The sequence below is a fragment of the Polyangium fumosum genome (assembly GCF_005144585.1).
In the GTDB taxonomy this organism is placed as follows: Bacteria; Myxococcota_A; Polyangia; order Polyangiales; family Polyangiaceae; genus Polyangium; species Polyangium fumosum.
Window position 1 is genome coordinate 1 of the sequence record NZ_SSMQ01000136.1, and the last position, 13,154, is coordinate 13,154.

The window sequence follows — 13,154 nt, forward strand, 5'->3', positions numbered from 1 at the left end:
TGATGCCGCTGCCCGAGAGACCACCGGTAAGCCGTGTGCGGGAAATCCGCACGCACGGTTTGAACGGGAGTCTTGCCAGAACCATGCGCGGATGGTCGCGCAGAACAAGGTAGGATTTACCAATGCACTTGTCGCACTGCGTTTTCACGTAGAGCGAAGCCCATCCGGGATGGCACTCCTCGCGCCTGCGCCGATATACATTGTTGCCGACAATCGTAGTGGCGCATTGCGGATTGTAGGAATAAGAGCAAAAGCTGGAATGTCAAGCCTTGAGCTTGAGACATACGCCAGCTTTGTGCCTTCCCAAATCACCGCGCCATCGTTCGCTCGCGACCTCGAAAACGCACTAAGTGACACGTTCGACAAGACGCGCCAACTAAGCGATTAATTCTCCGACGACGGAGCGCGCGTAAACGCCGCCCAACTCGTTCGCTGAATAGAACACGATACACGATGGTCCGCGCGCGTCGCGCATGACGACGACGTCTAGCGTGTCATCTACCGATATCAGTTCTACGTCATACGTCGCAACCTCTGCGAACCCAATACCACATCGCCGTCCGAAGACTGCCCACGCGTCGACCCGAAGGCTGTTCTTAGGTGGGATTTTCGTCACAACGGCACCCCCGCGCTAGGACAATTCGTGTCCGATCGCCGCGCCGATTCTCCGCGTTTTCGGCGCGTTTTGTGGTACTTTCTGCCCATCGAACGGCGACGCGGTGAGGGCGCAGAGGGCGCCCGGGAGACCGTCGCCGGGGCGAGGAAGCCATGGGAGCGTCCTTGGATGGATCGAAGCGCCTGCGTGTCCTCTCCGCGCTCGTGGACGGCAACTCCGAGCGCGCCACGGCCCGGATCGCGGGCGTGGACCGGGAGACGGTCGGGCGCCTGTCCTTGCAGTTCGGCACCGGCGCGGTGCACCTCCACAACGGCCTCGCGCGACACCTTGCGGCGTCGCTGATCCAGGTCGACGAGATTTGGAGCTACGTCGGGAAGAAGCAGAAGCGAGTCACGCCCGAAGATCCGCCCTACGTCGGCGAGGCGTACACGTTCGTCGCCATGTCGGCCACGAGCCGCTTCGTCATCGGCTGGCACGTCGGCAAGCGAAACGAGGAGAGCGCGCGGGCGTTCATGGAGGATGTCCGCGCGCGCCTCTGCGTCATGCCCTCGATCGTGTCCGACGGCTTCGCCCCGTACATCGCCGCCGTGGGCGCGTCCTTCGGGCCCGGCGTCGACTACGCGCAGACGGTCAAGAACTACAGCCGCAAGGGGCGCCGCGACGATGACCACCGGTACGAGCCCGCACGCGAGGCGCACTTCATCACGAAGCGGGCGATCTTCGGCGCACCCGACCTCGACACGGCGAGCACCGCGTACATGGAGCGGCAGAACGGCACCATGCGCCACCACATCGGGCGCATGCGGCGCCTCTCGTACGCCTTCAGCAAGCGCCCCGAGAATCACCGCGCGGCCGTCTCCCTGGCCTACGTGCATTACAACATGTGCCATATCGTGAGCACGCTCCGCACGACGCCGGGAATGGCCGCGCACGTGACCGATCACCTCTGGGAGATGGAGGAACTCCTGGACGCGCTCATGACGGCCAAGCCGTGCGACCCGCCGGCCAAGGAAGCGCTGCGCCATCGGGAGCCCGAAGGCCCGGCGCGCGAGCTGCCCGGCGGGCGTGGGTTCCTGCGCCTGGTCGGCGGGGGCAAGGGGGCGGAGCCGCGTCCTCATGTCGAGCCCCCTCCGGTCGCTCCCGTGGCGGTCGCAAGCGCCGGGCCCGTGGCCGACGAGCGCGGCCAGCTTGACCTCTTCTCCTGGCATCCGAAGCCGCCCCCGAAGGGCCAGCTTTCCCTCTTCCCCGACGACGATCTCCGGTGAAAGTGGCCGGGCGGATGTCCCGCCACTTTCACCTCGTGGCCGGATCCAGCCACTACCGCTTGTCGGCAAGGGCCGGGGGCTTGGTCGACAGGGTCGCCGGGCTTGTCGGCAAGGGCCGGGGGCTTGGTCGTCAGGGTCGCCGGGCTTGTCGGCAAGGGCTGGGGTCCTTGTGACGAGCTCGCCGCGGTTGTCGGCAAGGGCCGGGGGCTTGGTCGACAGGGTCGCCGGGCTTGTCGGCAAGGGCCGGGGGCTTGGTCGACAGGGTCGCCGTGGTTGTCGGCAAGGGCCGGGGGCTTGGTCGTCAGGGTCGCCGGGCTTGTCGACAAGGGCTGGGGTCCTTGTGACGAGCTCGCCGGGCTTGTCGGCAAGGGCCGGGGGCTTGGTCGACAGGGTCGCCGGGCTTGTCGGCAAGGGCCGGGGGCTTGGTCGTCATGCTCGCCGTGGTTGTCGGCAAGGGTCGGGGCTCCGTCGGGTCCTCCCGTAATGACGGCAGTCGGGGTCCAAATGACGGCAGTCTGATCCGCCGCCCGAGGTCCCATCCCCTCGATGAGCCGTCCCGTTCAGGAGTATCTGCGATATCCCGGCAGCATGGCCAAACCTCTCGGCGCGTGTGCGCCGCTGTCAGACCCGGCGTTTTCCTTATGGCATCCTTTATCATGATCTCCGCGGGATGGCAGAAAGTGCTGCCAGGTTGTCCTTTCGGACAGCCTCCGGGGGAGCCATCCTGTCCCGGGTCAGGGCAGCGCTCCTCCGCGCCGGAGGGCGGCCCTTCCACAACGATCGAGAGGAACCCCCATGAATCAGCAGGATGAGGGCAAGCGTGATCTTTTGCCGAGCACGACCCACAAGCTCCAGATCGGCATCTTCGTGTGCCCAGGCTATTTCCCGGTCGATATCATCGGTCTGCAGACCGCTTTTGGTGTCTTGCCGGACGCCGAGGTGCACCTCGTCTGGAAGAACAAGGAGCCGATCACGGGCTTCCCGACGTTCCCGACGCGGGCCACCTCCACGTTCAGCGAGTGCCCGCGGGATCTCGACGTCCTCAACATCGGGGCGGTCCCCCCGGAGATCCTGGAGGACGACGAGTCGCTCGCGTTCATCGCCGATCGTGGCAGCCGCGCCAGGTGGGTGACCAGCGTGTGCGGCGGCTCGCTCGTGTTAGGGGCCGCCGGGCTGCTCCGGGGCTACCGCGCCACGTCGAACTTCCACGTCGTCGATCTTCTGGAGCACTTCGGCGCCACGCCGGTGCGGGGAGGACGCGTGGTGGAGGACCGGAACCGCCTCACGGCCGGGCCGGTCGTGGGGAGCCTCGAGATCGCCTTGCGCTTGATCCACGATCTGTGCGGCGAGGAGGTCGCCAGGGAGTCCGAGCTCCAGATGGAATATGCTCCGCACCCGCCCTACCGCACCGGTAGCCCCGAGCTGGCCGGTCCGGAGCTCACCACGAGGGCCCTCGCGAGGTTCGCGCCCGTGACCGAGATGGCGCGCAAGGCCGTCGAGCGATTCGTCGCTCGACGACCGGCCGCCTGAACCGCGAAGATGGGCACGATGTCGCCGCGCCAAAGGACGGCTCCCCTTCGTTCACCGCGCCGGGAGGCCGGCGCTCGGTCCGGCACGCGGCTGATTGCCATGGTCGGGTCCAAGGGCGCGGCGGCCATCGATATCGTCGGACCGATGGAGGTGTTCAACACCGCGACGCTCGTGCAGGCGGAGCGCGTCCCCGGACGTCCGCCGGCGTATCGCGTGGAGCTCCTCTCGGTGGATGGAGGCGTGATCGGCAGCGGGCAAGGGCCGAAGCTGGTCGCCGATCGATCGATCGCAGACGCGACCTCGGGCATCGATACGGTGCTGGTCGCGGGCGGCTTCGACATGGACACCGCCATGCGCGACGCGCGGCTCCTCGGCTGGCTCTCCGCCATGAAGCCCAGGGTCCGGCGCCTCGGCTCGGTCTGCGCGGGCGCGCTGCTCCTCGCCGCGGCGGGGCTCCTCGACGGGCACCACGCCACCACGCACTGGCGCGCGGCCAGCCGGCTCGCCCGGGAGTTCCCCGCCGTGGAGGTCGAGCCGGACGCCATCTTCGTCCGTTCCGGCGACATCTACACCTCGGCCGGCGCCACCGCTGGAATGGACCTCGCGCTCGCGCTCGTGGAAGAGGACCTGGGCCACGAGGTCGCGCTCGCCGCCGCCCGGCTCCTGGTGATGTTCCTGAAGCGCCCCGGTGGGCAGTCGCAGTTCAGTCAGCCCCTCTCTGCGCAGATCGGTCTCACCGGTCGACTCGGGGACGTGGTCGATTGGATCGTCAACCATCTCTCCGCGGACCTGCGCGTCGAGGCGCTCGCGGCGAGGGCGTGGATGAGCCCGCGGACCTTCGCGCGCGTCTTCGCCGCGGAGGTGGGTACCACGCCGGCGAAGTTCGTGGAGACCTGCCGGCTCGAGCAAGCGCGTGCCCACCTGGAGATGGGGAGCGCGACCATGAACGAGGTCGCGCACGCCTCCGGCTTCGGCTCGGAGGAGCGGATGCGACGGGCCTTTCAGCGGGCCCTCCGGGTGACGCCGGAGGACTACGCCAGGCGATTCTCCCGTCGGGCCGATCGCCGAGGGGCCCCTCCAGGTACGGAATCACCACACCTCGCCTCCGATCGGTCGCTCCAACACCCGGGGCACGACGCCAAAGGGATCCCGCCGATGGGGATGGGCCGAGGGGCGCCTTAGAGTTCGCTTAAATTTCTCGCGCGCTCGACGCCTCCACGCGCAGTCGCCCTTGGTCGCCTCTCGAGGCCCCGACCAACCCGTAGGGCAGCCCATGTGCGCTGCTGCTGCGGAGGATCTCCTAAGGACAATTTAAGGGGCCCCCAGAGCGCGGACACTCCACGCTCGTCGGGCTTCCACGGGATACGCCATGCAACGCAGCGCGCTCCTTGGCAGGCAATCCTGGTTTGTTTGTCCTCGATGCGGGGGTTCTGCGGAGCACTCCCCGACGGCCTCTTCTTCGTGCAATTCGGCAAGGGCGCGGCGCGCGCCCCAGGAAAGGTTCGGGAATGTTGTTTTCAAGTGCATCTCGGCATCGCGCCGCTCGCCTGGAACAGGCGAGCGCGAGCCGCTGCGTATCCCCTTCGACGCGGGGAGGTTTGCCGGGGCAGGCGCGCTCGACACGCTGGTTCGGGGTGATCCTGGCGCTTGGGCTCGTAGGGTGCCTGGCCGATACCGGTGACGAGTCCGGCCAGGTGGTCGCTCCCAGCGAAGAGGGCGCAACGTCCACCGACACGGCGGCTTTGGAGGCCACGGAGGATACGCAGACCTGTGCATCCGGCTTCGCCTACAGCTTTGCGTGCCACTCCATGCAGCCGACCGCCGTCTGCCCCCAGACGGGCACGACGCCGTGCTCGCCCTACGAGAGCGACTACGATCCGGAATGCTCCATCGCGTCGTACGGGCAGCGCCAGGAGCACCTGACGCTCACGGGAGGTTACAAGCAGGTCAAGGTCTGCACGCCGGACGAAGGGGGCGGCCCGCCGGTGTGCGACTGGGAGCCGCGGGCCATCCTGCACACGTCGTGCGTCGAGCACGCCGAGAGCGAGATCGCGCGGCTCTGGCACGGCGACGCGGCGATGGTGACATACACCGCGAATCAGGGGCCCATCCTCGAGCATTACCCCACGAAGCCCTCGGCCAGTTGCGACATCACCTATGAGGGATGGCTCTCCCTCGCGCGGCCCGTCCATGGGTCCTGCCGCCATGCGAACCACCCGCTGGCGCCCTCGTCCGAGTGCGGGACGGAGCTGCGAAAGAGCGCTCCAGGCTCCACCCTCGCACAGGCGAAGCAGGAGGCGCAGAGCGCCTGGGAGGTGCTGGGCGGCGTTGGGCCCGTCCCCCTGAGCACCGAGCCCTTCTGCCCGAGCAACCTGGGCACGCTGCCCACGGATCGGCAGAACGGCGAGACGCCGGGCGTCATCGAAGGTGCGGCCAGCGTCTCGCCCACCGGCGCGGCGCAGTACTCGATATCGCTCTGGGTGCCCGAAGGGCGCGCCGGGCTCGCGCCCGAGCTCGAGCTTTCCTACTCCAGCCAGGGCGGCAATGGCCTGCTCGGCGTGGGCTTCTCGCTCTCGGGCCTTTCGCAGATCACGCTTTGTCCCAAGACCATGGCGCAGGACGGCGAGGCGCAGGACGTACAGTTCAGCTCCGACGACCGTTTCTGCCTCGATGGCCAGCGGCTGGTCGCCGTCCATGGCCCCTACGGGGCCGTCGGCACCGAGTACCGCCTGGAGAACAATCTTTTCACCAAGATCGTCGGCGTCGGCTCTTTCGGCGGCGTCGGGCCGGAGATGTTCCGCGCCTATCTGAAGGACGGGCGCATTCTCACCTTCGGCGGCTCGGGCAAGTACCTCGGCGGCCTGCGGGTGTCCGTCGCGCGCACCAGCAGCGGGCCGGTCGAGTCGGTCGAAGGCGAGCATTACGCCTGGCCCGTGGCGCGCATGGAGGACCGCGCGGGCAACTACATCGACTATGACTACGCCACTTCGGTGGTCAACGGCGCAGAGCTGTGGCCGACGCAGATCCGCTGGACGGGCAACACCGGCGCAGGGCTCGCGCCGCAGCGTTCGGTGCGCTTCGTCTACGAGGAGCGCCCCGACATCCAGGAGAATTACGTCAACGGGCTGAAGATCCGCTCGCCGCGGCGCCTCAAGCGCCTGGAGATGTGGGGCCCGAGTCCCAACCAGCCCGCGCTCCTGCGCTCCTACGACTTCGCCTACGCAAACACGTCCATCTCCGGCCTCAGCCAATTGAAGCAGGTGAAGGAGTGTGATGGCACCGGTGCCTGCAAGCGCCCCACCACGTTCGAGTGGACGCAGGGAAGCTGGGACTTCGAGCGGGAGGATGCGATGATCTCGTTGGAGCCCATCACCAACGGTTCCACGCAAGCCTCCGTCGTGGATCTCTTTGCCGCGAAGGTCGACCCGTACGATTGGGTGGACCGGCTGATCCTCCACTGGAGCAACGGGCGATGGACCGCGGACGGAAAGTTGATCCTTGAGGACGATGACCCCACCATCTCCGACGTGTCGCCGCGCTTCGCGGACACCAACGCGGATGGCAGGGCCGAGATGTTCAAGGTCGCTGTCCCCGAGGGCGGCGGCCCGAAACGCTGGATGCGTTTTGATGCTGGCAATGGGTCGCAGTGGTGGGACGGCATGGACGGGGAGTCGTCCACCATGTGGCAGTCCTTCACCGAGCCCCATGACCCGCCCTTGTACTTCGCGGATCTCGAGGGCGATGGGCTGCCGGAGGCGCTGCGCGTCGTCAAGACGCCCGAGGCGTTCATCTGGGCCTTCCGACCCAACACCCAAGGCACGCTGGGCGAGTACTTCCAGTTGCCCAACCTCCGCGCTCCCTGGGCCAACGACGGATTCGCGCAGGCGTATTCGGCGCACATCGAAGGCACGGCCCGCACGTCGCTGCTGATCGCCGAGAAGGACGCCTTTGCCGACGGCAAGAACTACCTGACTGCGCTGGAGCTGCGAGGCGGTAACCTGTGGGAGCATCCCACGACGCTCGAGGCCTTCACCGAGGGCCAGCCCAAGCCGCGCTACTGGTTCGCCGACATCAATGGCGACGGGCTCGCAGACGCGCTGCGCTTCACGCCGGAGGGCGGCGCGCCCGTGGTGCACATCAACACTGGCAACGGCTTCCGCGCCGGCGAGTCGTACTACATCGCGGTTGGCTACCAGGCGGGCCGCTTCTACCCGTGGCAGAAGCAGGATCCGCCGGGCATCTACACGGTAGATCTCAATTTCGACGGGAAAGAGGACGTGCTGATCGCACAGAAGTACGGGCCCGACGGCCAGTCGCGCGATCACTGGGTGATGATGCAGTCGACGCGCTACGGCTTCGAGGGGCGCATTCTCCTGGACGTGCCGCTCGGCACCGTCGGTCTGCCCATCCTCGCCATGAACACGGCCAAGTTCGTCACGCTCGGGGATTTCAACAACGATGGGCTCACGGACATCCTCCAGTCCGAGACGGTGAACGGCTCTCGCCGCGTGGTGAAGTACCTGCGAAAGGGGCCGCGACCCGACGTGCTCACGGCGGTGCGGGACGGCAACGGCGCGCGCGCCGAGTACAGCCACCAGACACGGCAGCGGACAGGTTATTACTTCGTCTCCAGGCCCATATGGAATCCAAACTCCTGGCCGATAAAGGGGCAGTTGGCGAACGCTCCGACCTCGCTGTGGGTGGTGAACGAACTGCGCCTGGATGACGGGCAAGGCGGCCTCAACCGTTATACCTACAAGTACAGCGAAGGGTACATCGACCGCCTGCGCGGCTTCCTTGGCTACCTGGCCTACACCGTCACGGACGAGCAGACGGGCGCCGTCGTCTACACCGAATACGACCTATCCCACGCGTCGCGCGTGGGCACGGCCTACCCCCTGGCCGGTAGGCCCGTGTATTCGCGCAGTTGGGTGAACCTCGCGACGGGCTGGACGCACATCACGGAGACCTCGACGCATTACGAGGTGACCCAGGAAGCGAACGGTCGCGTCTTTTTCGCCTGGCCACAACGCATCCAGCGCGTCGACGTCCGGCTGCCGCCGGGGCAGACGCACCGCATGCCAGAGTACAATAACCAACGGTATAGCTGGCTGCCCGGGGAGACCCCGCCCCCCCTCTTCAAAGACGTCGAGATCACCACAGGGACCGACGTGGAGCAGGTCTACGACGCCGACGGCAACCTCACCTCTCAGCTCACCAAGCGCCTGTACGGCGGGCAGTATACCGGCGAGGAGCAGCAGATCACGACGACCTTCAAGCCGAGGGACGCGGCGAACTGGCTCATCGGCCTGCCGGACATGCGCTACACCACCCATCGCATGGACGCGAGCACGGCCGCGACGCGCACGGTCGGCTTCGATTACTATCCCACGGGCCTGCTGAAGACGGAGACGGTGGAGCCCTGGGGCCATCTGGCCGCGTACCTGCGGACGGAGTACCAGCGCAATACCTTCGGCCTGCCCATGCAGGTGACGGCCACCAACTTCAGGGGCCAGAGCCGCGCCGACTCCATCAGCTACGACAGCCTGGAGCAGATGTTCCCGACCACGGTCACCAACGCGCTCGGGCACACGACACAGACCGAGTACCACCCGGGCCTCGGCGTGGTGACGGCAGAGACCTCGCCCAACGGGCTTCGCACCGAGTCGCAATACGACGGCTTCGGCCGGCTACGCGTCGCCGACAGCCCTGACGAGGCGGACACCACGCTGCATTACGGCTGGGGCAGCGATGGCCTCGCCGAGATCCTCACGCAGCATGCCGACGGCAGCAGCAGCCTGCTGCGCCTCGATAGGCTCGGCCGCGAGGTGGAGACCCGCACGACCGGCTTCGATGGTCAGCCGGTGAGCCAGCGCAAGGTCTACGATGCCCTCGGCCGGCGCACGGCTGTCTCCGTGCCACGCAGGAGCGACGAGCCCGAGCAGTTGACGAGCTTCGCTTATGACAAGCTCGGGCGCCTGCTTCTCGAAACGCATCCGGATGGCACCAAGGTCGAGCACGTGTACTCCGCCGATCGCACGGACACGATCGACGCACGGAATGCCGTCTCCTACGTGCTTTACGACGCCGCAGGCCGCGTGGTGGAGAGCGCGGAAGGAGCCTTTGGAAGCGCGACCTTGCGGACCCGTTATGTCTACGCTCCCTTCAACCTGCCGAAGCAGGTCCAGATATTCGAGGGCGCGGAGGTGCGCCAGACGAGCAAATTGGGGTACGACATCCTCGGCCGCCGCACGCTGCTCGAGGAGTATTATGGCGCCAGCGCCACCGCGGGCTACCGCGAGCAATCGGTGTACGAGGACGGCCTCGGTCGGCGCGTGCGCGACATCAACGCCGAGGGGGAGACGATTTCCGACTTCGACGTGCTCGGGCGCATCGTGCACAAGGACAGCCCCGACTTCGACGTCGACTACACCTGGGATAACGCGCCCGGCGCGGGTGTCGGCCGCCTCGCCACGTACCTCAGCTTCGACGAGGGCGTGCGGGTGGACTACAGCTACGACGCGTTTGGTCACCTGAGCCAGTCGTCCTGGGATGTGGCCGATCCGCTCGTCTACGGCGCGCGCAACACGCACGTGGTCCATTCCTCCTACGACGGGTTCGGCCGCCTGGCGGAGGTTGCGTACCCCGAGGTGCCGAACCACGCGCGCTTCTTCGCACGCTACGGCTACAACGACTTCGGCCACCTGAAGGAGGTGACCGACGGCAGTGGCCAGCTTTTCTGGCGCGCCGAGGGGATCAACGCCCGCGGCCAGCTCACCGACGAGCGATTCGGCAATGACGTGACCTCGCATCGCGTCTTCGACCCGCTCCGACACGTGCTGCGTCAGATCAACACGCAGAACAGTGCGAACGAGGCCGTGCAGCAGCTCGGCTTCGACTTCGACGCGAATGGCAACCTGACACGGCGCACGGACGGCGTGGCCCAGCTGCACGAGAGCTTCGGGTACAACCCATCCCTCAATCGGCTCGAGAGCTGGTCGGTGGCGCCGCTGCAGGCGCCGGAGAGCCCCTTCGCGACGCACAACTTCCACTACGACGGGCTCGGCCGACTCTACGCCCGCGAGGTGCTCTTGGGCGACCCCGCCAAGGCGCTGACGATCGACTACGACGACTCCGGCGCGCACAACCCCTATGCGCCGATCAGCTCCACCCTCGGCAGCTACGACTATGACGCCAACGGCAACCAGATCGAGGGGCCGCAGCGCCACGTGAACTACACCGCGTTTGGCCTGCCCCGGCAGATCAGCACCTGGACCACGACCACCCGTTATCACTATGGTCCCGGGAACAAGCGCCTGCTGAAGAACGCGAGCAGCGGCGAGGTGACGACGTACATCGAGGACCTCTACGAGCGGCGGTATCGGACCGACGCGGTCGCGCACGTCTTCCACGTGGTGGCGGGCGGCCGCAGCGTGGCCGAGGTGGTCTGGAAGGAGCAGGGCGGCAGCATCCTCGACGAGGAGGTCAACTACCTGCACGACGATCACCTGGGCTCGCCAGCAGCGATCACCGATGAATCGGGCGCGGTCAAGGAGTACCTGCGCTTCGACCCCTTCGGCGCGCGCGCCGACGTCGACAATCCCGCGCTGCCCGCAGGCGCGGTCGCCAGCGGTGACGTGCGCCAGGGCTTCACCGGGCACGAAATGGAGGACGAGCTCGGCCTCATCAACATGAAGGGGCGTATCTACGACCCGAAGAGTGGCCACTTCCTCAGCCGCGATCCGATGGTGCAGTCGCCCTTCAGCCCGTGGTCGTACAACCGCTACGCCTACGTCGGCTACAACCCGCTCTCGGTCACCGATCCCACCGGCTTCGCTGGCGATCCGACGCACGGCGGCGACGTTTGTTACCCCTCGTGTCCCACGGACCGTGGCGGCAGCGATCCCACGATCGGCATCCCCATCCCCACCCCCTTCGGGGTCATCGTGATAACGGTGTCGATCGACGTCGGCTCGGGTGGCGGCTCGAATGGCAGCAAGGGCCCCAACCGAGGCGGTGGCTCGCCTCAACGCGCCGACGAGAACGGCGGCCCGGCGACCGAGGATGCCGGGCCCATGCAGGGCGGGCAGTCCCATGGCGGCGACGCTCGGTCCGGGTGGCAAAAGTTCAAGGACGGCCACTACTTCGGCACCGGTTTTGGCGAGGACGCGGCCATGTATTATGCCAACCTGACGACGAATCCCGACGCCACGGTCGGCGATCTCGTCGTCGGCTGGACCGGTGGGCTCTTCTCCTCGCTCTGGACGCGGGACACCTACTTCGATACCGCTTCCACGCTCATGACGGCCGGGGGGCTCAACAACCTCCTCAAGAATGCAGCAAAGGGCGCGTCAGAGGGGTTGCTCTCGGCGTGCAAGGGCGGAAACTGCGCGGATTTGATCAACTGCTTCGTCGCGGGGACGCCCATCCTGACGCCGGACGGTGCCCGCGCCATCGAGAGCCTCCAAGCGGGCGAGATCATCGTCTCGCGGGATATCGAGACACCTCCGGGAGCGTGGCAATCCCCCTCGGCGGCCGCGATCCTCAGCGAAGCGCGTCGGAGCGACGACGCCGATCGACCCTTCGACGGCGAGGCGCGTGCGCCGAGCTTCGACGACGTCGTCTGGGTGCTTGCTCATGAAGGGCGCCGGGCGTCGCACGGGGTCCTGCGGGAGGTTCGCGCCGGCGCGCGTGTGGCCTTCCAAGGACGTGTCTACGAGACGCGGCGCAGTGGCAAGGGCCTGGAGATCCGGGCGACGGGCGAGACGCTGCAGCGCATCCGGCAGACCATGCGACACGGTGCCACGCGCCTGGTCGAGTTGACCGTGCGGACCTCGCGGGGCGAGCACCGGCAGGTGGGCACGGCGGAGCACCCGTTCTACGTGCCGGCGCGCCGCGCCTTCCTCGCCATGACCGAGCTACAGCCGGGGATGGCCCTGCTCGGTGAGGGGGACCAGCCGGTCGAGGTCGTCGCGGTGCAGCCGCGAGCGACTTCGGACGAGGTCTTCAACTTCGAGGTCGAGGGGACGCATACGTACTTCGTGTGTGACAGCGCGGCGTCCGGCTGCGAGTTGGTGCACAACACCTGCGCGCCGAAGCCCGGAGTGCCTCAGATGGTCACGCCGAAAGGTGGTGGCGCACCACGCCAGTGGACGCCCTCCGGACGCCAGATCATCGAGGAGCCTGCGGTTTCCAAGGCGCTCGACAAGCTCAGTCCAGAGGTGCGCCAAGGCGTTGATGATGCGCTCGGGAAGCTCGCCTTCGACAAGCCCGGGCTGAATCAGCACGCGCTAAGAGCGAACCGAGCAGGGCAGTGGGCCATGGATATTCGGGGCATGGGGGGGGGCCGCGGAGCCGGTCGTATCATCTACGAATACCTCGAGGACGGGGCCATCAGGCTCGTCGAGGTGCTGACCAAGCACAACTACTGATCCCTGTACGACACCCTGCCGGAGGGCGTCGCCTCGCTCGAGGACGCCCTCCGGCAGCCTGAGCCCCCTCCGCCTTGGCTGCCAGCCCAGGCGGTAGAGGCGATGCTGGACGTTCCAGAAGCCGTCCCCTGCCTCTCGGAGTCATCTGGGAAGCGCTTCGCTGGGGCGTTGCCCCAGGCCCCACCCGGGGCTGTCCGCCCCGGGACCCGGACCAGCGAGGCGCTGGACCCAGGGTCGATGAACTGCGCATCGCGCAGTTCATCGAACGGGCCGAGTCAAGACCACGAGCGACCCCCCCACCAAGACGGCAGC

General features: G+C 67.3%; 5 protein-coding genes. All 5 read left to right on the forward strand.

The annotated features are described in order from the left end of the window. On the forward strand, window positions 1–388 hold a 388-nt coding region (locus E8A74_RS54455; protein WP_211365647.1), incomplete at its 5' end, for a hypothetical protein. 380 nt (window positions 389–768) lie between these two features. Continuing rightward, a complete protein-coding gene (locus E8A74_RS50380; protein WP_136936360.1) occupies window positions 769–1,881 on the forward strand; it encodes a transposase in 1,113 nt (370 codons plus the stop codon). A gap of 795 nt (window positions 1,882–2,676) precedes the next feature. Next, window positions 2,677–3,411 carry a DJ-1/PfpI family protein gene (locus E8A74_RS50385; RefSeq protein ID WP_136936361.1) on the forward strand — a complete coding sequence of 245 codons (735 nt, stop codon included), beginning with the start codon at window positions 2,677–2,679 and terminating at the stop codon, window positions 3,409–3,411. Window positions 3,412–3,510: 99 nt separating this feature from the next. Next, window positions 3,511–4,593, forward strand: a complete 1,083-nt coding sequence (locus E8A74_RS50390) for a GlxA family transcriptional regulator (RefSeq protein WP_136936362.1) — start codon at window positions 3,511–3,513, stop codon at window positions 4,591–4,593. A gap of 626 nt (window positions 4,594–5,219) precedes the next feature. Further along, complete coding sequence (locus E8A74_RS50395; protein ID WP_170230000.1) at window positions 5,220–12,842, forward strand: RHS repeat-associated core domain-containing protein; 7,623 nt, start codon at window positions 5,220–5,222, stop codon at window positions 12,840–12,842. Window positions 12,843–13,154: the final 312 nt, after the last annotated feature.

Excerpts from the sequence above, each read along its gene's own strand:
- E8A74_RS50380 (WP_136936360.1), top strand. The coding sequence starts at position 769 with ATGGGAGCGTCCTTGGATGGATCGAAGCGCCTGCGTGTCCTCTCCGCG.
- E8A74_RS50385 (WP_136936361.1), top strand. The coding sequence starts at position 2,677 with ATGAATCAGCAGGATGAGGGCAAGCGTGATCTTTTGCCGAGCACGACC.
- E8A74_RS50390 (WP_136936362.1), top strand. The coding sequence starts at position 3,511 with ATGGTCGGGTCCAAGGGCGCGGCGGCCATCGATATCGTCGGACCGATG.
- E8A74_RS50395 (WP_170230000.1), top strand. The coding sequence starts at position 5,220 with ATGCAGCCGACCGCCGTCTGCCCCCAGACGGGCACGACGCCGTGCTCG.